Source organism: Lysinibacillus sp. JNUCC-52 (assembly GCF_015999545.1).
In the GTDB taxonomy this organism is placed as follows: domain Bacteria; phylum Bacillota; class Bacilli; order Bacillales_A; family Planococcaceae; genus Lysinibacillus.
Genome location: NZ_CP065546.1, coordinates 1,137,348 through 1,161,839, shown reverse-complemented (window position 1 = coordinate 1,161,839; position 24,492 = coordinate 1,137,348). Strand labels below are relative to the sequence as shown.

Annotated in this window: 24 protein-coding genes; all 24 read left to right on the top strand. The window is 39.6% G+C overall.

From position 1 onward, the window contains the following. Positions 1-22 precede the first annotated feature (22 nt). Complete coding sequence (der, locus tag JNUCC52_RS06090) at positions 23-1,333, top strand: ribosome biogenesis GTPase Der (protein ID WP_173478447.1); 1,311 nt, start codon at positions 23-25, stop codon at positions 1,331-1,333. A gap of 143 nt (positions 1,334-1,476) precedes the next feature. Next, positions 1,477-2,493 carry an NAD(P)H-dependent glycerol-3-phosphate dehydrogenase gene (locus tag JNUCC52_RS06085; protein ID WP_173478448.1) on the top strand — a complete coding sequence of 339 codons (1,017 nt, stop codon included), beginning with the start codon at positions 1,477-1,479 and terminating at the stop codon, positions 2,491-2,493. Positions 2,494-2,905: 412 nt separating this feature from the next. Beyond that, on the top strand, positions 2,906-3,115 hold the full coding sequence (locus JNUCC52_RS06080) for a DUF2768 domain-containing protein (RefSeq protein ID WP_173478449.1): 210 nt from the start codon (positions 2,906-2,908) through the stop codon (positions 3,113-3,115). 19 nt (positions 3,116-3,134) lie between these two features. Further along, complete coding sequence (locus JNUCC52_RS06075) at positions 3,135-3,923, top strand: YphF family lipoprotein (RefSeq protein ID WP_337981688.1); 789 nt, start codon at positions 3,135-3,137, stop codon at positions 3,921-3,923. Between the two features lie 924 nt (positions 3,924-4,847). Continuing rightward, on the top strand, positions 4,848-6,326 hold the full coding sequence (spoIVA, locus tag JNUCC52_RS06070) for a stage IV sporulation protein A (RefSeq protein WP_173478451.1): 1,479 nt from the start codon (positions 4,848-4,850) through the stop codon (positions 6,324-6,326). 199 nt (positions 6,327-6,525) lie between these two features. Then, complete coding sequence (locus tag JNUCC52_RS06065; protein WP_004232618.1) at positions 6,526-6,798, top strand: HU family DNA-binding protein; 273 nt, start codon at positions 6,526-6,528, stop codon at positions 6,796-6,798. Positions 6,799-7,073: 275 nt separating this feature from the next. Further along, a complete protein-coding gene (gene folE, locus JNUCC52_RS06060; protein ID WP_173478452.1) occupies positions 7,074-7,643 on the top strand; it encodes a GTP cyclohydrolase I FolE in 570 nt (189 codons plus the stop codon). A gap of 63 nt (positions 7,644-7,706) precedes the next feature. Continuing rightward, positions 7,707-7,925, top strand: a complete 219-nt coding sequence (gene mtrB, locus JNUCC52_RS06055) for a trp RNA-binding attenuation protein MtrB (RefSeq protein ID WP_010858802.1) — start codon at positions 7,707-7,709, stop codon at positions 7,923-7,925. A 315-nt stretch (positions 7,926-8,240) separates the two neighbouring features. Then, positions 8,241-9,008, top strand: a complete 768-nt coding sequence (locus JNUCC52_RS06050; protein ID WP_173478453.1) for a heptaprenyl diphosphate synthase component 1 — start codon at positions 8,241-8,243, stop codon at positions 9,006-9,008. Positions 9,009-9,024: 16 nt separating this feature from the next. Next, positions 9,025-9,729, top strand: a complete 705-nt coding sequence (locus JNUCC52_RS06045) for a demethylmenaquinone methyltransferase (RefSeq protein WP_173478454.1) — start codon at positions 9,025-9,027, stop codon at positions 9,727-9,729. Between the two features lie 19 nt (positions 9,730-9,748). Next, positions 9,749-10,723, top strand: coding sequence for a heptaprenyl diphosphate synthase component II (hepT, locus tag JNUCC52_RS06040; protein ID WP_173478455.1), 975 nt, complete (start codon positions 9,749-9,751; stop codon positions 10,721-10,723). Between the two features lie 86 nt (positions 10,724-10,809). Beyond that, the gene (gene ndk / locus JNUCC52_RS06035) at positions 10,810-11,226 is read left to right on the top strand and encodes a nucleoside-diphosphate kinase (RefSeq protein ID WP_173478456.1); all 417 of its coding nucleotides are present in this window, start codon (positions 10,810-10,812) and stop codon (positions 11,224-11,226) included. Positions 11,227-11,534: 308 nt separating this feature from the next. Continuing rightward, positions 11,535-12,683 (top strand): thiolase family protein, encoded by a 1,149-nt coding sequence (locus JNUCC52_RS06030; RefSeq protein ID WP_337981687.1) that lies wholly within the window; start codon positions 11,535-11,537, stop codon positions 12,681-12,683. A gap of 14 nt (positions 12,684-12,697) precedes the next feature. Next, on the top strand, positions 12,698-13,465 hold the full coding sequence (locus JNUCC52_RS06025; protein WP_337981686.1) for a 3-hydroxyacyl-CoA dehydrogenase: 768 nt from the start codon (positions 12,698-12,700) through the stop codon (positions 13,463-13,465). Between the two features lie 125 nt (positions 13,466-13,590). Then, on the top strand, positions 13,591-15,216 hold the full coding sequence (locus JNUCC52_RS06020) for a long-chain fatty acid--CoA ligase (protein WP_337981685.1): 1,626 nt from the start codon (positions 13,591-13,593) through the stop codon (positions 15,214-15,216). 214 nt (positions 15,217-15,430) lie between these two features. Continuing rightward, positions 15,431-15,661 carry a hypothetical protein gene (locus JNUCC52_RS06015; protein WP_173478460.1) on the top strand — a complete coding sequence of 77 codons (231 nt, stop codon included), beginning with the start codon at positions 15,431-15,433 and terminating at the stop codon, positions 15,659-15,661. Positions 15,662-15,744: 83 nt separating this feature from the next. Beyond that, positions 15,745-16,515, top strand: a complete 771-nt coding sequence (locus JNUCC52_RS06010) for a CheR family methyltransferase (RefSeq protein ID WP_173478461.1) — start codon at positions 15,745-15,747, stop codon at positions 16,513-16,515. A 362-nt stretch (positions 16,516-16,877) separates the two neighbouring features. Continuing rightward, positions 16,878-18,059, top strand: coding sequence for a chorismate synthase (gene aroC, locus JNUCC52_RS06005; RefSeq protein ID WP_173478462.1), 1,182 nt, complete (start codon positions 16,878-16,880; stop codon positions 18,057-18,059). Positions 18,060-18,062: 3 nt separating this feature from the next. After that, positions 18,063-19,154, top strand: a complete 1,092-nt coding sequence (gene aroB / locus JNUCC52_RS06000; protein ID WP_337981684.1) for a 3-dehydroquinate synthase — start codon at positions 18,063-18,065, stop codon at positions 19,152-19,154. Continuing rightward, entirely contained in the window at positions 19,151-19,519 is a 369-nt protein-coding gene (aroH, locus tag JNUCC52_RS05995) for a chorismate mutase (protein ID WP_173478464.1), read from the top strand. Before aroB ends, aroH begins: the two co-directional genes overlap by 4 nt. Before the next feature lie 18 nt (positions 19,520-19,537). After that, positions 19,538-20,638, top strand: a complete 1,101-nt coding sequence (hisC, locus tag JNUCC52_RS05990) for a histidinol-phosphate transaminase (RefSeq protein WP_337981683.1) — start codon at positions 19,538-19,540, stop codon at positions 20,636-20,638. Further along, on the top strand, positions 20,635-21,732 hold the full coding sequence (locus JNUCC52_RS05985) for a prephenate dehydrogenase (RefSeq protein ID WP_173478466.1): 1,098 nt from the start codon (positions 20,635-20,637) through the stop codon (positions 21,730-21,732). Before hisC ends, JNUCC52_RS05985 begins: the two co-directional genes overlap by 4 nt. A gap of 102 nt (positions 21,733-21,834) precedes the next feature. Continuing rightward, positions 21,835-23,124: a 3-phosphoshikimate 1-carboxyvinyltransferase gene (gene aroA / locus JNUCC52_RS05980; protein WP_337981682.1), complete on the top strand. Its 1,290-nt coding sequence runs from the start codon at positions 21,835-21,837 to the stop codon at positions 23,122-23,124. Positions 23,125-23,218: 94 nt separating this feature from the next. Beyond that, positions 23,219-24,487: a tetratricopeptide repeat protein gene (locus JNUCC52_RS05975; protein ID WP_173478468.1), complete on the top strand. Its 1,269-nt coding sequence runs from the start codon at positions 23,219-23,221 to the stop codon at positions 24,485-24,487. Positions 24,488-24,492 lie beyond the last annotated feature (5 nt).

Genomic DNA, 24,492 nt, shown 5'->3' with positions numbered 1-24,492 from the left:
AAGTTGGAAGGATGAAGTACAGATGACGAAACCAGTAGTAGCCATCGTAGGTCGTCCGAACGTAGGTAAGTCGACGATTTTTAATCGCATCGTTGGAGAACGTGTCTCGATTGTAGAAGATATTCCGGGAGTAACACGTGACCGTATTTATAGTTCGGCAGAGTGGTTAACACATGATTTTAATATTATTGATACAGGTGGTATCGAAATTGGAGACGAGCCGTTTTTAGAACAAATTCGTCAACAAGCGGAGATTGCTATTGAAGAAGCAGACGTTATTATTTTTATGACGAATGGTCGTGAAGGTGTAACAGCCGCAGATGAGCAAGTTGCAAAAATTTTATACAAAACAAAAAAGCCAGTCGTTTTAGCAGTTAATAAAATTGATAATCCAGATATGCGTGAAATGATTTATGATTTCTATGCACTTGGATTTGGTGAACCTTGGCCAATTTCTGGTTCCCACGGATTGGGCTTAGGGGATTTATTAGATGAGTGTGCTAAGCACTTCCCACAAGAAGATGAAAATCAATATGGAGATGACGTTATTAAATTCTCTTTAATTGGTCGCCCAAATGTCGGGAAATCATCATTAGTGAATGCGTTCCTAGGTCAAGATCGTGTCATAGTAAGTAACATTGCGGGTACAACGCGAGATGCTATTGATACGCCTTACGAATACGATGGGAACGAATATGTAATCATCGATACTGCCGGAATGCGTAAAAAAGGGAAAGTGTACGAAACGACAGAGAAATACTCCGTTTTACGTGCGCTACGTGCTATTGAACGTTCCGACGTTGTTTTAGTTGTTCTAAATGCGGAAGAAGGCATTCAAGAACAAGATAAAAAAATTGCGGGCTATGCACATGAGGCTGGAAAAGCAATTATTATTGTAGTAAATAAATGGGATGCAATTGAAAAAGATGACAAAACAATGAATGTGTTTACACAGCAAATCCGTGAGCACTTTTTATTCTTAGACTATGCACCGATTATTTTTGTATCAGCAAATACAAAACAACGAGTTCATCAAATTTTACCGATTGTACAACGCGTAAGTGAAAATCACGCGATGCGTATACAATCATCAATTCTAAATGAAGTGATTGAAGATTCGGTTGCACGTAATCCAGCGCCAACTGATAAAGGTCGTCGCTTACGTATTTACTATGCAACACAAGTGGCGATTCAACCACCGACGTTTGTGGTATTTGTAAATGAAACGGAATTAATGCACTTCTCTTATGAGCGATTTTTAGAAAATAGAATTCGTGAAACATTTGATTTTGAAGGTACGCCAATTCGTTTAATTACACGTGCGCGTGCATAATCTAAAATATAACTCATTTAGTACGCCAACCCGACTATTATTGTTGGGTGGCGTCTTTTTTCAAAGGGCTAGGCTAAATCGCATTTTAGACAAGCATTTGCCGATGAAGTTTTACCTAAAGGGAATAAAAGGGGGAATATGATATGGAACGAGTTTGTGTACTAGGAGCAGGCTCTTGGGGATCAGCACTTGCGATGGTACTTGCTGAAAATGGACATGATACGCTTGTGTGGACGCATAGAGCTGATCAGGCAGAAGAAATTAATACACATCATACAAATAAAAAGTATTTACCAGAAACGGTGCTACCAACGAATTTACATGCCACTGATGATATTGCAAAGGCTGTAGCACATTCCAATACGATTGTTGTAGCAGTGCCAACGAAGGCTATACGAGAAACGTGTGAAAAGATGACTGCTACTTTAGACAAAAAAGTATTATTTGTCCATGTTTCAAAGGGAATTGAGCCAGATTCATTAAAACGTATATCTGAAATTTTAGCTGAAAGCTTGCCGGCTGAATTTGTAGAAGACATTGTAGTGCTCTCAGGGCCAAGTCATGCAGAGGAAGTAGTATTGCATTCCCCAACGACGATTACAGCAGCCTGTGCCAATATTGAGGCAGCTGAGAAGGTACAGGACTTGTTTATGAATCAGTTTTTCCGCGTATATACGAATGAGGATGTTATCGGCGTGGAAATGGGTGGTGCATTGAAAAACGTTATAGCGTTAGCTGCTGGCATAACAGATGGCTTAAATTATGGTGATAATGCGAAGGCAGCACTGATTACTCGTGGGCTTGCTGAAATTACCCGTCTCGGTGTCAAAATGGGTGGAAATCCATTTACGTTCTCAGGGCTGACAGGTATGGGTGATTTAATCGTAACGTGTACAAGTGTGCATTCACGAAATTGGCGTGCAGGAAATATGTTAGGGAAAGGCATGAAGCTACAAGAAGTACTCGATCAAATGGGTATGGTTGTAGAAGGTGTACGGACAACAAAGGCAGCTTATCAACTGGCTGAAAAATATGATGTTGCTATGCCAATTTCAACGGAACTTTATGGCGTATTGTTTAATGATGTCGAGCCAAAAGTAGCAGTAGACGCATTAATGATGCGTGTGAAAAAACGTGAAATCGATGAGCTGATGAACTAATTACTTATGTTAGTATAGTAGCTAGCAATAGAAATTTTATATAACTTGTCATGAAATGGACACAAAAGAGACACTTCAGAACGATCTGAAGTGTCTCTTTTTTGAACAAATTGGAAAGTAATAGGTGATGACAACGCTTTTTATGCATAAAAAGTTATTTTTATACTAATGGATTTCCCTATCTATAGTAAAAATATGATATGATTTCCACGGAGCGTTATATATAGTAGCAGTCACCTTAATTTGTATAATCTTGCAATGTTTATTTTTTTCGTATATCAAAAAAATATTATTGGAAGCACCTTGAAGCACTCCATTTTTCCTTTTGGGAAAGCGCCTTCTTTTTTAAGGAAGCCCATAGTATAATTAACGTTGATTGTCTCGTGTCATTGAAGAAAGGTGGTAGACGTAAATGGGTCCGTTAGCACATATGCCCGCACTGGATGTCATGTGGGTGTCTTTTTATTGTATCGGCTTTATGATTATTTCAGTTGGTTTAATTTATCTAGGTCGCAATAAAATTTCAAATGGTTTTCTACGTACAATCGTAAATTTATTAGCATACATACTGTTTGGACTTGGAACATTTTTAATGGTACTGATCGTTGCCACATGGCCATAAAAAGGAGGGAAAACGTGAAATGAAAAAACTAAATGCTTTTCTTTTAACAGTGGCAATAGCCGTTTTGCTAGGTGGTTGCGCATATCCTGAGGAGGAAAAGGCCGCAAACCAAGTGCCAGATGTCGATCAACTAGCATCTGTACAACGGGCTGTTAATGAATATCGTGAAGCAACAGGTGGACTAGTACCAATTAAAAACAGCGAATTGGATACGGATATCTATATAAAATATTTAATTGATTTTGAAAAACTTATGCCAAAATATATTGCGCAAATTCCCGGAAATGCATATGAAAAAGGCGGTATTTATCAATATATTATTTGGGATCCGGAAAACAGTGCAGAAGTAAAATTAGTAGATTTAAACTCTGCAGAGCGTATGCGAGAAATTAATATTCGCAAATTGGGCACACAGTATATTCCGACAAAGGGTGCAATTGCTGATAATGTCTACCAAATTAACTTTGAAAAATTAGGCTATAAATCAGAAGTGACTGTCAAAAGTCCATATTCAGGTGCAGAATTACCGATATTTATGACAGGCGATGGCGAAATGCATGTGGATTATTCAATCGATTTAGGTCAGCTATTAAAAGAGGACAAGCCAGATGTAAAGCCAGGCGAGGATATTCGTCAATTACTTGTCGATAAATATCCCGTAGTTCCAGCCTATTCAGTGCCATACACTGTAGATGAAAATGGCGAGCCCACTTATATGATGGACGCCTATAAAGCAGATGCAAAAAAGGCGAGGGAAGAAGCTGAAGCGGCTCAAGAAAACGAAAATAAAGCTACCGAATCAAATTAAATTTTTTCTACCTCAATCATTAGGTGAACATCTAATGATTGAGGTTTTTTTTAGCTCCCTTTTAGTGCCTGGCACACAAACAATTCTCATGCCAGCAATACTTGAAGGGATGCACTGTTGATGCGACAGTGAGGTGTGCGGCTGCGCACGAAGAACCTACGCATAGCGGGATTAAGGCCTCGTATCGCGGGATTGAGGCGCGGCATCGCGGGATAAAGGTTTGTCCGCGGAATTATTGCTTCGCATAGCGGGATTAAGGCTCCGTATCGCGGTATAAAGGTTTGTCCGCGGAATTATTACTTCGCACCGCGGAATTAAGGCTCAGAACCGCGGAATTATTGCTACGCATAGCGGGATTAAGGCTCCGTATCGCGGGATAAAGGTTTGTCCGCGGAATTATTACTTCGCATCACGGAATTAAGGTATCGTACCGCGGAATTCAAGCCTTACCCCGCGGAATTATTGCTCCGTACCGCGGAATTCAAGCTTCACCCCGCGGAATTAATGCCTCATTCTGCTGAATTAAGGCCACAATCGCGGAATTCCAGCCTCCCCCCACGGAATTAAGGCACCGCATCGCGGAATTCAAGCTCCGAACCGCGGAATCAAGGCCTCACTCCGCGGAATTACACCTCACCCCGCGGAATTCAAGCTCCAAAACGCGGAATTAAGGCTTCGCATAGCGGAATTCAAGCTTCACCCGCGGAATTATTGCTCCGTACCGCGGAATTCAAGCTCCGAATCGCGGAATCAATGCTTCGCACTGCGGAATCAAAGCCTCACCCCATGGAATTCACAGCCCATTCCGCGGAATGCTAACCCCGCGGAAATAAAAATTGTGTGCACTTTGCTATCAAGGAGCTTTTCATATTTATCTTTGCTTATGCATATAGTGAAAAAGCGTAGATAAAGGAGGCAGAAACCTTGAGTGAAGCAGTATTTAAAGAAATTGCAGAGCGCACAAATGGCGATGTTTATATTGGTGTTGTAGGTCCAGTTCGTGTAGGGAAATCAACATTTGTAAAAAAAGTAATGGAAGCTGTAGTGTTACCGAATATTGTGGATGAAACAGAAAGAATGCGAGCACAGGACGAGCTGCCACAAAGCTCGCCAGGCTCAGTAATCATGACTGCTGAGCCGAAGTTTGTGCCTGCTCAAGCCACACGTATTGCGGTCGGTGAAGATGAAATGACATTCCAAATTCGTTTAGCTGATTGCGTCGGTTACGTCATTGAAGGTACAAAGGGCTATGAGGATGAGAATGGGCCGAAATATGTGCATACACCTTGGCATACGGAGCCAATTCCTTTCCAAGAAGCGGCGAAAATAGGTACGGATAAAGTCATTCGAGATCATGCGAATATTGGTATTGTTGTGACAACTGATGGAACAGTTAATGGTATTAGTCGTCGGGCAGCTGAAAAAGCAGAAGAAGAAATTGTTGCACAGTTAAAGGAAATTGGAAAACCGTTTGTTATCGTGTTAAATTGTCAAATGCCAGCGCGAGAAGAAACTGTACAGCTTCGTAATGAGCTATTTGAACGTTATAACGTTCCTGTAATTGCGATTTCCATCGATCAAATGCGTGCGTCAGATATTCAATATATTTTGCAAGAGGCGTTATTTGAGTTTCCAATTCGGACGATTGAAGTTGAGAAACCAGATTGGCTTGATGTCCTTGATGCGACACACCCATTAAACGTAGCATTAATTGATTCGATGGAAGAAGTACTTTCATCTGTCATGAAAATTAGAGATGTACAACAAGCATCTGATGCCTTTAAAGAGATTGATTTTATTGATCAAAGTGAAGTGATTCATGTAGATTCAGGAATCGGTACGGCGGTTATTCGTGTGTCTTTACAAGGAGAATTGTATAAGGCAGTTTGTAATGAATGGTTAGATGAGCCGATTGAAACCAAGCGTGATTGGTTGCTATTTATTAAAGAGGCTGCTGAAGCAAAAGAAGCACAAAAACGCTTTAAAGATGCAATAACTGAAGCGGATTCAAGTGGTTATGGTGTGACATTGCCGATGATGCAAGAGTTTGAACCAACTGCTCCAGAACTTATTAAGCAAAATAATTTCTATGGTGTTCGTATGAAGGCAACAGCACCGTCCTATCATATTATTCGAGTTGATATGGAATCAGAATTTGCGCCACTTATTGGCTCTGAATTCCACAGTCAGCAACTGCTGAAAGATTTAAATCATGCGTATTTACATGATCGTGATGCACTTTGGCAAACACAACTTTTTGGCACTCCGTTGCATGAGGTCTTAAAAGAAGGAATCCGCTACAAAATGAATGCAGTGCCAACTACAGCTAAAAAACGTATGCGCCAAACTATTGAGCGTATGGTGAATGAAGGCGATAGAGGATTGGTTACTTTTATTTTATAGAGATAAAATGGAAATTACAGAGCAAAAAAATAGGGCAGGGCTATTCGTTTTTATGCGAAAAGTCCTGTTATTTTTGTTTTTTGGGTGAAAAACGCATATTTTGGTTATAATCATGAATGAATACAGTTGCGTAGCGGTTTTCTATGTGTTACTCTTTTTACAGAATTGGTTCATGACCCTTTGAGAGGAGGTGAATGGTGTGAATAAAACAGAATTAGTAAACTCTGTTGCTGAAGCTGCAGGTCTTTCTAAAAAAGACGCTTCTAAAGCAGTTGAAGCTGTATTTGATACAATTCAAGATGCTCTTGCAAAGGGTGACAAAGTACAATTAATTGGTTTTGGTAACTTTGAAGTACGTGAACGTGCGGCTCGTAAAGGTCGTAACCCACAAACTGGTAAAGAAATCGAAATCGCTGCTAGCAAGGTACCTGCTTTCAAACCAGGTAAAGCGCTTAAAGATGCTGTAAAATAATACACGTCTAGTAGTTACATAGAGCAGTCTTCATGTAAACGAGCATGAAGGCTGCTCTTTTTAACTTATTTTTAAAAATAAGCGATTTGCAACAACTTACAAAATACAAAAAATAAGTCACAAGATGGCTTTTACATAGCATGTTGCACGTAAACTTTAAGAAGATATGTTGAATTTCTTTTAAATCAAGTAAGTCGTTTTGCGCTTAACTTTTGGATATGCTACGATGCATAGGGAAATGTGTAATGTTTTGATACGCAGGAGGGTTTTTACGAATGTCGAATGTTGATTTATTGAAAATAGAAGAAGCAGTCAAAATGATTTTAGAAGCTGTAGGCGAGGACGTTAATCGTGAAGGATTGCTCGATACGCCGAAACGTGTTGCGAAAATGTATGCTGAAATGTTTAGTGGCTTACATGAAGATGCAAAAGATTATTTTAAAACTGTTTTCCATGAGGATCATGAAGAATTAGTGCTTGTAAAGGATATCCCATTTTATTCAATGTGTGAGCATCATTTAGTGCCGTTTTATGGCAAAGCACATGTAGCTTACATACCAAACGATGGCATCGTAGCGGGACTAAGCAAATTAGGTCGCGCGGTTGAAACAATTGCCCGTCGTCCGCAATTACAAGAACGTATTACATCATCAGTAGCCGATACGATTATGGAAATGTTATCTCCAAAAGGTGTTTACGTAGTAATCGAGGCAGAGCATATGTGTATGACAATGCGTGGTCTCAAAAAACCAGGTTCTAAAACGGTTACATCTGTGGCTCGTGGCATTTATGAACAAGATGAGGTAAAACGGAGAGAAGTCTTGTCATTTATTCAAATGTCTTAAACTGCATGTCTAATTATGTTATGATGGACTAAGAATTTGTCGGATTTAAGGAGTGTACAGACAATGGCGCAAGATTATATAGTAATTCAGGCAGAAGAGGATGGCGTACATGTAATAGGCTTAACACGTGGTACGGATACGAAATTCCATCATTCTGAAAAATTAGATGCAGGGGAAGTCATGATTGCTCAATTTACTGAGCACACATCTGCAATGAAAATTCGTGGCAAAGCGCAAATTCATACAGCACATGGTGTTATCCAAAGTGAAGGAAAAAAGTAACGTAGGTATTGTATTGTAGCTTTTATCGGTAAGGTCCATATAGAGTGCCGATGACTTGTTAGTTATATTGTGCAGGAATGCATAACACATACGGGAACAAATCAGTGTGTGTGTTTGAAACTAATTTTTACGGGCAAGTAGATTTCCTACCAATTTTTTCTGGGTATTACGATGGGGGATATCTACTGCCCGTTCATGTTGGTAAAAGTAAAAACTTTTTATTCCGAATCGATGCTTATGCTATAATGACTCAGTGAGCAAGCGTTAAGTCATGTAGATGATTAACGTATTTGAAAGTGAAATGGAGTAAGGTCTATGAATGCAACATACATTCAAAATTCAATTGCACAGTTAAAAACAGAGATTTTCATGGATGTTCGTCATAGAACTTTGCAAAAATACACAGGAGTGCCTGTGCTCGATGAAAATCAACTGTTTTACTTGTTAGTTCCCTTTTTGAATGGCGAAGAGTGGCAACAAGAGCAAAGGGAAGCTGCAATAACTGTTGGAATTGTATATGCAGCTCTAGCGGCACATGATCATATTAAAGAACTAGACGCCACTTCAAAAGAACAGCAGCTAACCGTTTTAGCTGGAGATTTTTATAGTGGGCGATATTATGAAATCTTGGCAATGTCGGGAAATGTCGCATTGATTCGGAATTTGTCACAAGGAATTGTGGCACGTTGCGAACATCAAATCAAAGTATACGAAGCAGAACAGCGTACTGTTGAACAATGGTGTTCTTCAATAAGCAATATAGAATCAGGTTTAATTGCGAAGTTTTTTGATCTTTATGCATGGCATCATTATATTCCGTTAATGGAAAAGAGTTTATTATTGTTACGATTAGAAAGAGAATGGGCTATGTATCAGCGTGGACAAAAGTCTTTAATGAGTAAAGCACTTGAACAAAGTGCCATACAAGCAGGCGCGGCATTTAATAGCGTCTTACAAGATAAAATTGCCCGCTTAAAAACAGAGCTGTTGCAGGTGATAGACCAAGCATCATTTTTACAAAGTGATGTGAAACAAGCTCTACAAGCACGTGTAGAGGCATCTATTGCTTCTACAAACGGATAAGAGAGGTTTTACTAAAATGGCTAAATCGAAAGAAGAGCACGTTCACGAAGTATTTGAAAGTATTTCGGAAAACTATGATAAATTGAATGGCGTTATTAGCTTCCAAATGCATGTTGGTTGGCGTAACGATACGATGAAGCGCATGGCTGTCAAGCCTGGTTCGAAAGCGCTAGATGTTTGTTGTGGAACAGCTGACTGGACAATTGCTTTAGCTGAGGCAGTTGGAAAAAGTGGCGAAGTAAAGGGATTAGATTTCAGTAAAAACATGCTGAAAGTAGGCGAGCAAAAAATAACGTCTTATCCACAAATCGAGCTTATACAAGGGAATGCAATGGAATTACCTTTCCCAGACAATACATTTGATTATGTGACGATTGGATTTGGTCTACGTAATGTTCCTGATTATTTGCAAGTGTTAAAAGAAATGCATCGCGTCGTAAAACCTGGTGGGATGGTTGTGTGTTTAGAAACGTCACAATCAGAAATTCCTGGCTATCGACAACTATTCCGATTTTATTTTAAATTTATCATGCCGATATTTGGTAAAATTTTTGCGAAAAGCTATAAAGAATACTCTTGGTTACAGGAGTCCGCAAATAATTTCCCAGGTATGAAGAAGCTAGCGGCAATGTTTGAACAGGCAGGTTTAGAAAAAGTAACGTACAAAGCATACAGTGGCGGTGCTGCGGCAATGCATATGGGCTTTAAAAAGATACGTTAATGGGGGAAGGTTTTCAAGCGTGGAAAAGATGAAGTTAAAACTACTCTATTCCGATTTGAAGTCAGATATTGATATCATCGAACAAGAATTAGAAAAAGCGGTGAATTCGTCTTCGCATTTAATTAACGATGCTTCTCTCCATTTATTACAAGCTGGTGGCAAACGAATCCGACCAATTTTTGTGTTGCTTGGCGCAAAATTTGGCGATTATGATATCGAAAAGATGAAAAATGTGGCTGTGCCTTTAGAGCTCATTCACATGGCGTCGCTAGTACATGATGATGTGATTGATGATTCCGATATGCGACGAGGACGTCCAACTGTCAAATCTCAATGGAATAACAGAGTAGCAATGTACACGGGTGATTTTATTTTTGCACGTGCACTTGAATACATCACGAAACTCGAGGATCCTCTAGTTCATCAAATTTTAGCACGTACAATGGTGGAAATTTGTAACGGTGAAGTTATTCAAATCGAAGACAAGTTTAGATTGGATCAGGGCTTAAAGGATTATTTCAGACGTATTAAACGAAAAACAGCATTACTAATTTCTTCTAGCTGTGAGATTGGTGCAGTAGCAGCAGGTGTAGATGCAAAAACGGTAAGCCATTTAAAACGCTTTGGTTACTTTGTAGGCATGAGCTTTCAAATAATTGATGATGTATTAGATATTATGGCGACAGATAAAGAATTAGGGAAGCCAGCAGGTAGTGACTTATTACAAGGTAATATTACGTTACCGATTTTATTATTAAAAGATGATGAACAGATGCAGCCTTATTTAGCAAAAGTGTTTGCTGGAACATTAACTGAGCCCGAGCGCCAAAAAATGTTGCAATATGTGCGTAAATCTGATGCTATTACACAAGCTAATAAAATGAGCGACAAGTATTTAAAAAAGGCTTTACAAGAAATAGATGCTTTACCAAAACATCCTATTAAGAAAAAGCTTCGTGACATCGCTTTGTTTATGGGCAAGCGTAAATTCTAGCTTTTTGTTGTGCTAAAGCTCATTTTTTGTTAATATTTATCGGTAGGTGTAAAACCTGTTAGACGAATTTAAGGAGTGTTTTAAACATGGCAATCGAACAAACTTTTTTAATGGTTAAGCCTGATGGCGTAGAACGACAAGTAGTAGGAGATATCGTTGATCGTTTTGAACGTCGCGGTTTTGTATTAAAAGGCGCTAAATTAATGGTAATCCCTCAAGAATTAGCAGAAAAACACTATGCTGAGCATGCTGAGCGTCCATTCTTCGGTGAATTAGTTGATTTCATCACTTCTGGTCCAGTATTCGCAATGGTATGGGAAGGCGAAAACGTAATTAAACTTGCACGTACAATGATGGGTGCTACTAAACCAGAAGAATCTAACCCAGGTACAATCCGTGGTGACTACGCAACAACTGTTTCTCACAACATCATCCACGGTTCTGACTCTCTTGCTTCTGCAGAGCGTGAAATTGGCTTATTCTTCGGTGAAGATTTAGTTTAATTTTATAAAATATAGAGCGATATCCATTCACTTGGAATCGCTCTTTTTTTTTGCTTAAAACCTTCTTAAATGTTTTGTATAGAAGGCCGAATACGCAATGTCAAACTAGCTATCTTTTCACTCTATTTAAATACATAAAGAATTGTTAATCACGCATTCGTCATGTAAAATAAATAATGTAATATTCTGATAATTAATAACTAGTAAATAGTTTCATAAAGCGGTATATATTTTCTACCAAGCAAATAAACTTAAACGTAAATGTATTATGGGGTATGACAGTATTGTTTTAGAAAAGGGGTATTTACATGAGAGAAGTAGTAATTGTAGCAGCTGTTCGTACAGCGGTAGGGCGTAGTAAAGGCGCATTAAAAGATGTACGTGCAGATGATTTAGCAGCAGATGTCCTACAGGAAGTGATAAAACGTGCACAGATTGATAAAGGACAAGTAGAGGACGTTATTCTTGGCTGTGTTACTCAAACAGGAGAACAAGGTGCAAATATTGCCAGAACCGCTTTATTAATGGCGGGCTTCCCAGAGAAGGTTCCTGGAGTAACGATTGATCGACAATGCGGTTCTAGTCAGCAAGCAGTCCATTTTGGAGCACAGGCTATTTTAGCAGGGGATATGGATGTTGTGATTGCTGGTGGTGTTGAAAGTATGACAAGGGTGCCGATGTTTTCAAATATGCAAACTGCCCATAAAGGTAAACGCTTACAAGAAAATTATCATATTATTCATCAAGGACTATCAGCTGAAAAAATGGCTGCAAAATGGCAGTTTTCAAAAGACATATTGAATAACTATGCTTATGAAAGCCATAGACGTGCATTAGCAGCAATAGAGGCAGGGCATTTTCAAAAGGAAATTATGCCTGTCCAAATAATACAAGAGGATGGAACCGCTACTACATTTGAAGTCGATGAAGGACCTCGGGCAGATACGACCATCAATCGTTTAAATGACTTGAAAACAGTTTTTCAAGAGCACGGCGTTATTACGGCTGGTAATGCAAGTCAAATGAGTGATGGTGCATCAGCTGTCATGCTGATGTCGTTAGCAAAAGCGCAAGAGCTAGGTATTCAACCACTGGCAAAAATAGTGACACGCGTAGTTATAGGGTCAGATCCAACCCTTATGCTTACGGGTCCAATTGAAGCTACAAGACAAGCCTTAAAACGTTCAGACCTGTCTATTGAGGATATTGATACGTATGAGGTGAATGAAGCATTTGCCCCAGTACCACTTGCATGGTTACATGATATTGGTGCAGACCCTGCAAAGCTAAATCCTACTGGTGGTGCAATTGCTTTAGGACACCCTCTAGGAGCAACTGGTACAAAGCTATTAACAACGATGCTATATCGGATGCAACGTGAAAACTTACGCTATGGCCTACTCGCTATTTGCGAAGGTATGGGAATGGCAAATGCCACTATTATTGAAAAAATGTAAAGGGGTTGGGTTGTATGAAATGTCATGACGTTGTAGCGATTGTAACAGGTGGTGCATCAGGCTTAGGGGAAGCAACTGTAAGGAAAATTGTAGAAGAAGGCGGTAAAGCTGTCATTTTCGATGTTAATGATGAAAGAGGGCAAACAATCACACAGCAATTAGGAGAAAGTGTTCGCTATGTCCGTGTAGATGTTACACAGGAGGCAGCAGTAGCAGCTGGGCTTGAGTATGCGATTGCTACATTTGGTTTTATTAATGTGGCGGTGAACTGTGCAGGGATTGCAGATGCTAGTAAGGTCATTTCAAAACGCGGAGTACATGCACTTGAGCTATTTTCTAAAGTAATTTCTGTTAATTTAATAGGCACGTTTAATGTCATTCGACTTGCCGCTGAAAAAATGCAGCTTAATGAGCCAAACGAAGATGGACAGCGAGGCGTTATTATTAATACCGCATCGGTGGCCGCCTTTGATGGTCAAATAGGACAAGCTGCATATAGTGCCTCAAAGGGTGGGGTAGCAGCAATGACATTACCAATTGCACGCGAGCTTGCAGATTTGGGCATACGCGTAATGACCATTGCGCCTGGGCTAATCGAAACGCCGATGTTTGCGTCATTAGCAGAGCCTGCTCGTACAGCATTAGCTAGCATGACACCATTCCCCAAACGACTTGGCAAACCGTCCGAGTATGCGATGCTTGTGGAAAGTATTATTCATAATGTCATGCTGAATGGTGAAGTTATTCGCCTTGACGGTGCGATACGAATGCAGCCAAAATAATGGGCTAAAAAGTTTTTCGTGTTTGAAGTAAATGGATTCATTCTTAAATGTAAATATCTTTTTGTAGTAGCAATCAGCTTTGGCATTAATGCAAGTTAAATGTGAAAACGAAAGGGAGCGATATTATGCATATGATGGATACACCTTTACTACTAACAAGTTTTTTAAATCGAGCTGAGCGCTTTTTCCATGCGAAGAAAATATATTCGCGTACAAGCGCTACAACCATTCATGAGTTTACCTATAAAGAGTTTGCTAAGCGTACGCGTAAATTAGCAGATGCTCTTACGACACTTGGAATGGATCGTGGTGTAAAAGTTGGTACGTTTGCTTGGAATCATCATCGTCATTTAGAGGCATATTTTGCTGTGCCGTGTGCAGGTGCTGTGCTACATATGATTAATATTCGGCTGGCACCCGAGCATATTGTGTATGTCATTAATCATGCAGAAGATGAAATTTTACTCATTGATGAAAATTTAGTACCAGTTATTGCGCCGATTGTGTCACAGCTCAAAACGGTAAAACATTTTATTATTATGGGAGATGCTGTTGAGTTAGAAAATTCGCCATTACCGAATGCTCTGTCCTATGAAGATCTTCTTGCAGTGGCAAATGATAATTTTGTCTTCCCTGATGATATAGATGAAAATGCACCAGCAGGTATGTGCTATACAAGTGCCACAACAGGTATGCCAAAGGGTGTTGTTTATACACATCGCAGTATTGTTCTTCATAGTATTACAGCGGGACTTGCTGATAGCATCGCGATATGTGAGCAAGATGTAGTGTTACCCGTTGTACCAATGTTTCATGCCAATGCCTGGGGGTTACCGTTTGCTAGTGTGTTATTTGGCGCAACACAAGTGTTACCTGGGCCGATGTTTACACCACAGCTATTACTCGATTTGTTTGAGCAGTACAAAGTAACGTTAACAGCTGGGGTTCCGACTATTTGGCTCGGCGTTTTACAAGAGCAACGTCAACAGCCCCGAGATTTATCTTCCCTACGTTCGATTATTTGTGGTGGGTCTGCATCTCCAATTGGACTTGTGCGCGGCTTCGAGGAAGAGCAAAACATACCGTATTTTACAGGCTACGGTATGACTGAGACATCACCGCTCGTTAGTTTATCGATATACTTAACACATATGGAAAACTATACGACAGACGAAAAAATGCACATTCGCACTACACAAGGGATAACAGTGCCACTTCTTGATATGCGCATAGTGAATGAACACGGTGAGGTACCTTGGGATGGCAAAACAATGGGCGAAATTACTTTAAGAGGACCTTGGATTGCGAATGAGTATTATAAGGATGAGCGCACAACAGAGGCCTTTAAAGATGGTTGGTTATACACAGGAGATATTGCGGTAATGACGCCTGATGGCTATATTAAAATTACAGATCGCACAAAAGATTTAATTAAGAGTGGTGGCGAATGGATTTCGTCAGTGGAGCTTGAAAATGCTTTGATGTCACATCCGAAAGTATTTGAAGCGGCAGTGGTAGCAATTCCACATGAAAAGTGGCTAGAACGACCTTTGGCATGTGTTGTCCCTAAACCAGAGCATAAAGACTCGATTACAAAAGAGGAGCTGCTGGACAGTTTACGGTCACAGTTCCATAAAACATGGATTCCTGATGATGTAGTCTTTTTAGATGAAGTACCAAAAACATCTGTAGGAAAATTCATGAAAGCAAAGCTAAGGGATAATTTAAAAGATTATCGTGTAGAAATTTAACTGTCAAAGAAAGCGTGTTTTAGTTCGTCTGCAGTTTAGAATGGCGATAGAAGGCATCAGGAAGACCTCGATGCCTTCTTTTAGTTTTTTAGAATGGATTTGCGGCGATTACTGTACTGCAGCGCTATAAGAAAATTGCTTAAAGAACTTTCGAAAATGGAAACTATTCCTTTGTTTTATCGTATAATCTATATAGATAGGGGGAAGAGAAAAAATGGAAATTGCTATTGTTGCTATTATTGGAGGCATTATGATCTCTTTAGCTGGTATATTTACTGATGCACGTACAAAAGGTCAAAAATTAAAATTAAAAACAATTGAACAAGAAGTAGAATTAGAAAAGTTAAGATTAGAATCCTATACAAAAGAAACAGAAAAATTGCGACTAGAATTGGAACATTCCAAAGTGCTACTATTGGAAGAAAAGAAAAATACAACAAACTAACATGGAATACATGGAAAGACTATTTCAGTAAAGGCATTTTTCCGCTATAATGGAAATACGACGCTAGAGGGGAAGATGACCGTATGTCTGATTATGTACAATTTGTTGAAGGTATTAAGCGCAAAACTGGGATAGATTTAGCGTTATATAAAGAAGCGCAAATGAAAAGACGATTAACCTCACTGTACGAGAAAAAAGGATATCGTAATTTTGTTGATTTTCTAAAAGCACTCGAGCAAGATCGTGATTTGATGAATGAGTTTTTAGATCGAATGACGATTAATGTATCTGAGTTTTATCGAAATGGAAAACGCTGGGAAGTGTTGCAGAAGAAAATTTTCCCTAAGTTACTACAATCCAATAAGCGTTTGAAAATTTGGAGTGCCGCATGTTCAACTGGAGAAGAGCCATATTCATTAGCAATGGTATTATCGCAATTAGTACCGTTATCGCAAATTCAAATAATCGCCACTGATTTAGATGAAAATGTCATTCAAAAGGCAAAGCTAGGTGTTTATCCAGAGCGTTCATTAGCAGAGGTACCAAAAGATATTCAAGCAAAGTATTTTGAGCAAGAAGGAAACTTCTACCGAGTTAAAGATGAAATTAAGCGCTGTGTCACATTTAAAAAGCATAATCTGCTTAACGATCATTACGATTCGAATTATGATCTAATTGTGTGCAGAAATGTTATGATATACTTTACCGAAGAAGCCAAGGATCAAATATATGCGAACTTTAGTAAAGCATTGCGACAAGATGGCATTTTATTTGTAGGGTCAACGGAGCAAATTTTTAATCCTTCACGTTATGAATTTGAAGTAGAAGATACATTCTTCTATAGAAAAAAATAATTAATTAAATGATGAAAAGCTTTCGTACAGTCAACAGATGACTGTCACGTACATAAATTGCCAAGACACTAGACATAGATGACCGTACGCTTTTCGCTTGCATAAGCAAAAGCGTATTTTTTATTAATGTAAAACGGTTTCACGTTCAAAAATCTTGGACTTATTATATGGCGTTTATGGTGAGCTAAAAAACCTCTTTTTTTAAATAAATCGTTCAGAATATTCGCATATAATGCTATGCATCCTATTCTTAATTGATTTATGAATACGTACTATGACATTTGCAAAAGGACTGTTTTTTTAGAGAATATATGTTATAGTGAAAAATACATACTTTAGCGAGTTGAAGGGAGAAAGCGTTTATGCGTTACTTAACAGCAGGAGAATCACACGGACCGCAATTAACTACAATAATTGAGGGTTTACCGTCACTTTTACCAATTACAGCAGAAAAAATTAACCATGATTTAAAGCGTCGCCAAGGAGGTCATGGCCGTGGTCGTCGTATGCAAATTGAAACGGATACGGTAGAAATAGTAGGTGGTGTTCGCCACGGACAAACACTCGGCTCTCCTGTGTCGCTCGTTGTCACGAATGATGACTGGAAGCATTGGACGAAAATTATGGGGGCGGAACCTTTAGCGGAGGATGTTAATCCTGATGATATCAAACGTCAAATTTCACGCCCACGTCCAGGCCATGCTGATTTAGTAGGTGGCATGAAATATGGACATCGAGATTTACGAAATGTTTTAGAACGTTCTTCTGCGCGTGAAACAACTGTCCGTGTTGCAGTAGGAGCTGTTGCAAAAGCTTTATTAAATGAGCTCGGTATATCAATTGTGTCACATGTAACAGAAATAGTTGGTATTAAAGCAGACACGTCTGTCATTGAAGGAAAAACTGTAGATGAAATTCGTACAATTGTCGAAGCTGATCCTTGCTACTGTGTAGATCCTGTTGCTTCGGCAAAAATGGTAGAGGCAATCGATGAAGCAAAAAAAGCAGGCGATTCTATTGGCGGTGTTGTTGAAGTAATCGTTGAAGGCATGCCAGCTGGTGTTGGTTCGTATGTTCATTACGATCGGAAATTAGATGCAAAATTAGCAGCAGCCATGTTGTCTATTAATGCTTTTAAAGGTGTTGAATTTGGTATTGGCTTTGAAATGGCTCGTCGTAAAGGTTCAGAAGTGCATGACGAAATCATTTGGTCGGAAGAAGAAGGCTATACTCGTGCTACGAATCGACTTGGCGGCCTAGAAGGCGGAATGTCTACAGGTATGCCAATCGTTGTACGAGGTGTGATGAAGCCAATTCCAACATTGTATAAACCATTGCAAAGTATTGATATTGAGACAAAAGAACCGTTTAAAGCAAGTGTAGAACGTTCAGATAGCTGTGCAGTACCAGCAGCTTCAGTAGTAGCTGAACATGTTATTGCCTGGGAAATTGCAAGCGCGATTATGGATCAATTCCATGGAGATCAACTGCCACAATTAAAAGCACAAATTGAAGAACAACGCCGTTACGCAAAGGAGTTTTAATATATGCGTGTACCAGTAGCAACAAAATCACATCAATATGAGGTAGTGCTTGGACATAATTTTTTAGCCGAAGCAGTTAAAACGTTTGATGAGAAACTGCAAAAAGCAGATAAGATTATTGTTTTTACAGATGCCAATGTTTGGGCTGCTCAAGGGGAATATTTCAAGGGGAATTTTCCGTATGCATTTGAGGTATTTGTGCTACCAGGTGGTGAGGCTTGTAAAACATTTGAACAATACAATGCCGCACAAACTTTTTTACTCGAACAAAAATGTTCACGAAAATCATTTGTTTTTGCATTTGGTGGAGGAGCAGTTGGTGATTTAACAGGCTTTGTTGCAGCTACATATATGCGTGGAGTGCCTTTTATACAAATACCAACGACAATTTTAGCTCATGACTCAGCAGTTGGCGGAAAGACCGCTATTAACCATCCATTAGGCAAAAATATGATTGGGGCTTTCTATCAGCCAGAAGGCGTAATTTACGATACTGTCTTTATTGAAAGCTTATCTGAGCGCGAGGTACGTTCTGGAACTGCAGAGGTCATTAAGCATGCGATGATATCGAATGCCGCTTGGCTCCAAGAGCTAATGGATGCAGAGTCTGTTATCCGTTTTAGCACTACGGAATTGGCCAATCACTTAAAAGCTGGAATTGAAGTAAAGGCGAAAATCGTATCTGAGGATGAAACAGAGCAATCAGTGCGCAAATATTTAAATTTAGGACATACATATGGTCATGCCATTGAAGCAGCGGCGGGTTATGGAAAAGTTGCACATGGTGAAGCAGTGATGATTGGGCTTGTGTATTGTCTATTATTAAGTGAACGATATGGTAAGTTAAATCGTGAATTCACAACAGCATTTTTACAATTTGCGCTGAAAAATGGCTATCCTTTTGAAGCGGTAAATGATTATTCATTTGAACAATTAATAGAGTATTTATTGAAAGATAAAAAAGCGGAATACGGAGTTCTACAATTTGTATTACTTGAAGAAATTGGAAAACCTTTTGTGCGACCAATTGAGTTAGCAGAATGCAAAGAAATAGATGCTGAATTCCGACAGTTATTAGCGGAGGTGCTTGTATGATTCGTGGACTTAGAGGTGCAATTACAATTGAATTGGACAAGCCAGAGCTTGTATGGGATGAGACAGCGAGATTAGTACGTGAAGTGGTGGCAGCAAACCATGTAGAGATTGACGACATTGCTTCAATCGTAATTTCAACGACACCAGATATTACATCGGCGTTTCCAGCGCGTGCTGTGAGGTTAATGGACGGCTGGCAGTATGTCCCTGTTATGTGTATGCATGAAATGGACGTACCAGGTGCCCTGCCATTATGTATTCGTGTGTTAATCCATGCGAATGTGGAAATGGCGCAGAAAGATGTGCAGCACATTTATTTAAATGATGCAGTGAAATTAAGACCAGATTTAGCCCAAGCTAAATAATAAGAGGAGATGTTTAAGATGAAATGGAAACAACAATTGGACGGTATGCAAGCATATAAGCCAGGTAAACCAATTGAAGAAGTACAACGTGAATTTGGCCTACAAGAAGTCGTAAAGTTAGCATCAAATGAAAACCCATTTGGATGCTCACCTAAGGTAACAGCATATTTACAAAAGAATGCAGTAAACTATGCAATTTATCCAGACGGCTACGCACAAAATTTACGTTCAGCTGTGGCCAAACATGTAGGTGTCAAAGAAACACAGCTTCTTTTTGGAAATGGTTCAGATGATATTATTGCAATTCTTACTCGTGCTCTGTTGTATCCAGGTGTGAATACAGTCATGGCAGATCCATCATTCTCCCAATACGTTCATAATGCTGAAATTGAAGGTGCAGAAGTTCGTAAAATTCCTTGTATTGAAGGCGCGCACGACCTAAACGCAATGGCAGCAGCAATTGATGAACACACTTCGATTGTGTGGGTATGTAGTCCGAATAATCCAACTGGTGTCGTTATTGCAGATACAGATTTACGTGCATTTTTAGCGCAAGTCCCAAGCGATGTACTTGTCGTTTTAGATGAAGCATACATCGAATACGTGTCACACCCAGGACATAAAGAAACTCTACCTTTAATTGATGAGTATCCCAATGTACTATTAATGCGCACATTTTCTAAAGCATACGGTCTTGCCGCGTTCCGAGTAGGCTATGCAATTGGTCAACCTGAAGTAATTGCAAAACTAGATCCAGTACGTGCTCCATTTAACAATACGATTTTAAGTCAAGCAGTTGCTGCTATTGCATTAAGTGATCAAGACTTTTTAAAATCTTGCTGTGCAGCAAATGAAATAGGTAAAAAACAATACGTTGATTTTTGTGAAAAACATAATTTGAAATACTACCCATCTGATACAAACTTTATTTTCTTTAACACGAATGCTGATAGTGATGTTGTTTTCCAAGAGCTTATGAAGCGTGGATTTATTATTCGAAGTGGTAATGCTCTAGGTGCGCCAGGTTTTATCCGTGTCACTATTGGTACAGAAGCTCAAAATGCAGCATTATTAGCGCATCTTGAAGAAGTGTTAAAAGAACAAGGGGTTTTTGCATGACACGCAAAGTGCTCGTTATTGGTTTAGGCTTGATTGGGGGCTCGATTGCTCTTGCTTTACAAAAAGCACCTGAAACTAAAATTATTGGCTATGATATGGATGAAAAAACTCGCCAGCATGCCAAAACATTAAATATTGTTCATGACATTGTGACAGACCCAAAAGACGTTGCAGCAGAGGTAGATATCATTATTTTTGGAACGCCTGTCAACGCTACGCTTGAATGGATGGAGCAATTAAAAACATGGCCATTAAAAAATAAAGTTATCGTAACAGATACAGGTAGTACGAAAAAAATGATTATGCAAAAAGCTGGTGAGTTACGTGAGCTCGGAATTACGTTTATCGGTGGACACCCGATGGCAGGCTCTCATAAAAGTGGTGTATTAGCTGCGAAAGCGCATCTTTTCGAAAATGCGTATTATATGCTGACACCACTTGCAGGCGAAGAAATTATCAATATGGCTCAGCTAGAAAGCCTATTAAAATTTACACATGCAAAAGTAGTTAGTGTATCCGCGCGTGAGCACGATCATATGACAGCTGTAGTTAGTCACTTTCCACATGTTATTGCAGCATCCCTAGTGCATCAATTAGGTGGGGAAAATGGTGAATACCCTATGACACGCTCACTTGCAGCAGGGGGGTTCAGAGATGTGACACGTATTGCATCCTCTAATCCTATTTTGTGGCGCGATATTACACTGCAAAATCGTGATGAATTAGTAGCACAGCTAGAAGGCTGGCAAGCTGAAATGGATCGTGTGAAAGAACTGCTATTAAATGGTAGCTCAGCAGATATTGAAAGTTATTTTGCTATTGCAAAAGAGCTACGTGATGAATTACCAATTAGTGCTGGAGCAATGTTTACTTCGTTTGACTTGTATGTGGATGTGCCTGACTATCCAGGGGTCATTTCTGAGGTAACAGGCCTACTCGCTGAAGAAGCAATCAGCATTACAAATTTACGAATTGTAGAATCACGTGAAGATGTCTTTGGTATTCTTGTGATAAGTCTGCAAAGTGAAAGTGATCGTGAACGTGCAGCAGCATGTATTCAAAAGCGAGCAAATTTTGAAACATATATTTCATAGATTAGTTCGTCTACGTCTAAGAGGCGTTAAACGGCTAAATATAATGAAGAAAGCGTCGATATATCGGCGCTTTCTATCTTCATACGGAGGCGAGAGATAATTATGAGTGAAAAAGTATTGCAGTATAACAAACCGTCTTTACAAGGGACATTAACAATTCCTGGTGATAAATCTGTTTCACATCGTTCGGTTATGTTTGGGGCGATTGCAACAGGGAAAACAACGGTTGAAGGCTTTTTACTTGGAGAAGATTGTTTAAGTACTATTGATTGTTTCCGCAAACTTGGTGTGAAGATTGATGTAGATGGTACAAATGTCACGATCGAAAGCGCAGGTATGGAAGCTTGGCAGGAACCTAGTGAGGTGCTTTACACTGGGAACTCTGGTACAACAACACGTTTAATGCTCGGAATTTTAGCTGGTTCAAAAGTGCATAGCGTGATGACGGGAGATGCCTCTATCGGTAAACGCCCAATGCGACGTGTTATTGACCCATTACGTCAAATGGGTGCTCATATTACAGGCCGTGCAGATGGTCAGTATACACCTCTTGCCATCCAAGGAACACAGCTACAAGCTATTGACTATCAAATGCCTGTTGCGAGTGCCCAAGTGAAATCAGCTATTTTATTAGCTGGTTTACGTGCGCAAGGGACAACCGTTGTGCGTGAAACAGAAGTATCACGAGACCATACTGAGCGTATGCTACGCCAATTTGGGGCGCAAATAACTGTGGCGGATGGTGTAATTACTTTTGAAGGCGGACAAACACTTTCGGGCACACATGTGTCTGTGCCTGGCGATATTTCATCTGCTGCATTTTTCTTAGTGGCGGGTGCCATTTGCCCTGATAGTGAAATTGTTTTAGAAAATGTGGGGATTAATCCAACACGTGACGGTATCATAGAAGTTCTTCAGAACATGGGGGCTTCTATTACAATAGTAGCAAATGAGGACGGTCAATCTGAGCCAACTGCAACAATTACAGTTGAAACGTCTACTTTAAAAGAAACTATTATTGAAGGAAATATGATTCCGAGATTAATTGACGAAATTCCAATTCTTGCACTTTTAGCAACACAGGCACACGGTAAAACAATTATTAGAGATGCTGAGGAGCTCAAAGTTAAAGAAACGGATCGCATTACTGCAGTAGTGGATGAACTAAAAAAATTAGGGGCGCATATTGAAGCAACTGAGGATGGTATGATTATCGAAGGGCCTACGCCATTACATGGGGCAAGCTTGAAAACATACGGGGATCACCGTATCGGTATGATGGGCGCTGTGGCAGCGTTAATAACGGATGGAGCAGTGACATTAGATGATGCAGAGTGCATCGCGGTTTCCTACCCATCGTTTTTCGAGCATGTTGAATCTGTGAAGAAATAGTCAACACTAGACTCCCCAATCCTTTTGGGGAGTTTTTTCTTGTTTCAAAAGAAAATATTTTGTAGCATAAAGATATACATGAAAGAATAGGTGAATGACTGTGAATAATGCAATGACGGAAATGATGCAAGCACTTGAGCAAGGGGATTTAGCTTTAATAGACCAGCTTCTCGAAGCCTTTTTAATGAAGGAATTACCTGAGGAAATATACGCACTAGCGGAAGTTTTTATGCAATATGGTTACATGAAAGAAGCGGACCGTGTACTGGAGCATCTGCAATTTTTATTCCCAGAGGAGGCACAAATAAAAATTGACCGTGCCAACGTCTTAATGGAGCTTGGCGATGAGGACGAGGCATTAGACATGTTATTAGCAGTCGAAGATACAGCCCCCGAATACCCGCAAGCATTACTAGTGCTAGCCGATTATTATCAAATGCAAGGTTTATTTGAAGTGGCAGAAAAACGTATTAATGAGGCGTTAGCCATCTTACCTGATGAGCCACTACTACATTTTGCTAAAGCAGAGTTATTATTTGAGACAGGACGTTTTCTAGAGGCAGCACGCCTTTACGAAGAATTACATGAACAACAAGAGGAATTTGCAGGCGTCAGTCTTGTCGAACGACTAGCCGAAGTATATCGTGCGGGCGCTGCCTATGAAACAGCCTTAGACTATTATTTAACAGCGCTAGATGACGAAGTGAAGCCAGATACTTTATTTGGTGCTGCATATGCTGCGTTCCAATCGCAAAAATATGAGTTGGCTATTAAGCAATTAGAGGACTTAAAAGAATTAGACCCTGACTATTTCTCAGCTTATTTATTGCTAGCGGAAAGCTATGCCATGACTGAGGACAATAACAAAGCTTACGCAGCCATTAAAGAAGGCTTGAAGCGCGATGAGTACGATAAATCATTATTCTTATTTGCGGGTAAAATGGCATTAAAAAATGCTCTGCCAGAAGAAGCAGAAAATTATTTACGAGAAGCCATTGCTTTAGATCCTGAATATATGGAAGCGGTGCTAACACTAATTTCCATATTTAATCAACAAGAACGCTATGAGGATGTCGTTGAATTATTTGAGACATTACAAAAAAATGATTTTGAATGGATAACTTTATACCCTTACGCTGCAGATGCATATGCAAATTTAGAATTGTACGACCGTGCATACGAATTTTACCGTTTGGCATATACTGATTTTAAGGAAGACGCAGCATTTTTAGAAAAATATGTTTATTTCTTATTAGAAGAAGGCAAGCGTTCAGAAGTTAAAGAAGTTCTCGGTCATTTAATCAAGCTTCAACCAAGTGAACCACAATGGCAAGAGATGTTAGAAGGCTTAGAATTAGAGTAAAGGAG

Bases quoted from the DNA above. Each gene is read 5' to 3' on its own strand.
- ndk (WP_173478456.1), top strand. From the start codon at position 10,810: ATGGCAATCGAACAAACTTTTTTAATGGTTAAGCCTGATGGCGTAGAA.
- JNUCC52_RS06080 (WP_173478449.1), top strand. From the start codon at position 2,906: ATGGGTCCGTTAGCACATATGCCCGCACTGGATGTCATGTGGGTGTCT.
- JNUCC52_RS06075 (WP_337981688.1), top strand. From the start codon at position 3,135: ATGAAAAAACTAAATGCTTTTCTTTTAACAGTGGCAATAGCCGTTTTG.
- der (WP_173478447.1), top strand. From the start codon at position 23: ATGACGAAACCAGTAGTAGCCATCGTAGGTCGTCCGAACGTAGGTAAG.
- mtrB (WP_010858802.1), top strand. From the start codon at position 7,707: ATGGCGCAAGATTATATAGTAATTCAGGCAGAAGAGGATGGCGTACAT.
- JNUCC52_RS05985 (WP_173478466.1), top strand. From the start codon at position 20,635: ATGACACGCAAAGTGCTCGTTATTGGTTTAGGCTTGATTGGGGGCTCG.
- aroH (WP_173478464.1), top strand. From the start codon at position 19,151: ATGATTCGTGGACTTAGAGGTGCAATTACAATTGAATTGGACAAGCCA.
- hisC (WP_337981683.1), top strand. From the start codon at position 19,538: ATGAAATGGAAACAACAATTGGACGGTATGCAAGCATATAAGCCAGGT.
- JNUCC52_RS06015 (WP_173478460.1), top strand. From the start codon at position 15,431: ATGGAAATTGCTATTGTTGCTATTATTGGAGGCATTATGATCTCTTTA.
- JNUCC52_RS06025 (WP_337981686.1), top strand. From the start codon at position 12,698: ATGAAATGTCATGACGTTGTAGCGATTGTAACAGGTGGTGCATCAGGC.
- aroA (WP_337981682.1), top strand. From the start codon at position 21,835: ATGAGTGAAAAAGTATTGCAGTATAACAAACCGTCTTTACAAGGGACA.
- JNUCC52_RS06050 (WP_173478453.1), top strand. From the start codon at position 8,241: ATGAATGCAACATACATTCAAAATTCAATTGCACAGTTAAAAACAGAG.
- JNUCC52_RS06010 (WP_173478461.1), top strand. From the start codon at position 15,745: ATGTCTGATTATGTACAATTTGTTGAAGGTATTAAGCGCAAAACTGGG.
- folE (WP_173478452.1), top strand. From the start codon at position 7,074: ATGTCGAATGTTGATTTATTGAAAATAGAAGAAGCAGTCAAAATGATT.
- JNUCC52_RS05975 (WP_173478468.1), top strand. From the start codon at position 23,219: ATGACTGTGAATAATGCAATGACGGAAATGATGCAAGCACTTGAGCAA.
- JNUCC52_RS06045 (WP_173478454.1), top strand. From the start codon at position 9,025: ATGGCTAAATCGAAAGAAGAGCACGTTCACGAAGTATTTGAAAGTATT.
- aroC (WP_173478462.1), top strand. From the start codon at position 16,878: ATGCGTTACTTAACAGCAGGAGAATCACACGGACCGCAATTAACTACA.
- JNUCC52_RS06030 (WP_337981687.1), top strand. From the start codon at position 11,535: ATGAGAGAAGTAGTAATTGTAGCAGCTGTTCGTACAGCGGTAGGGCGT.
- JNUCC52_RS06020 (WP_337981685.1), top strand. From the start codon at position 13,591: ATGCATATGATGGATACACCTTTACTACTAACAAGTTTTTTAAATCGA.
- aroB (WP_337981684.1), top strand. From the start codon at position 18,063: ATGCGTGTACCAGTAGCAACAAAATCACATCAATATGAGGTAGTGCTT.
- JNUCC52_RS06085 (WP_173478448.1), top strand. From the start codon at position 1,477: ATGGAACGAGTTTGTGTACTAGGAGCAGGCTCTTGGGGATCAGCACTT.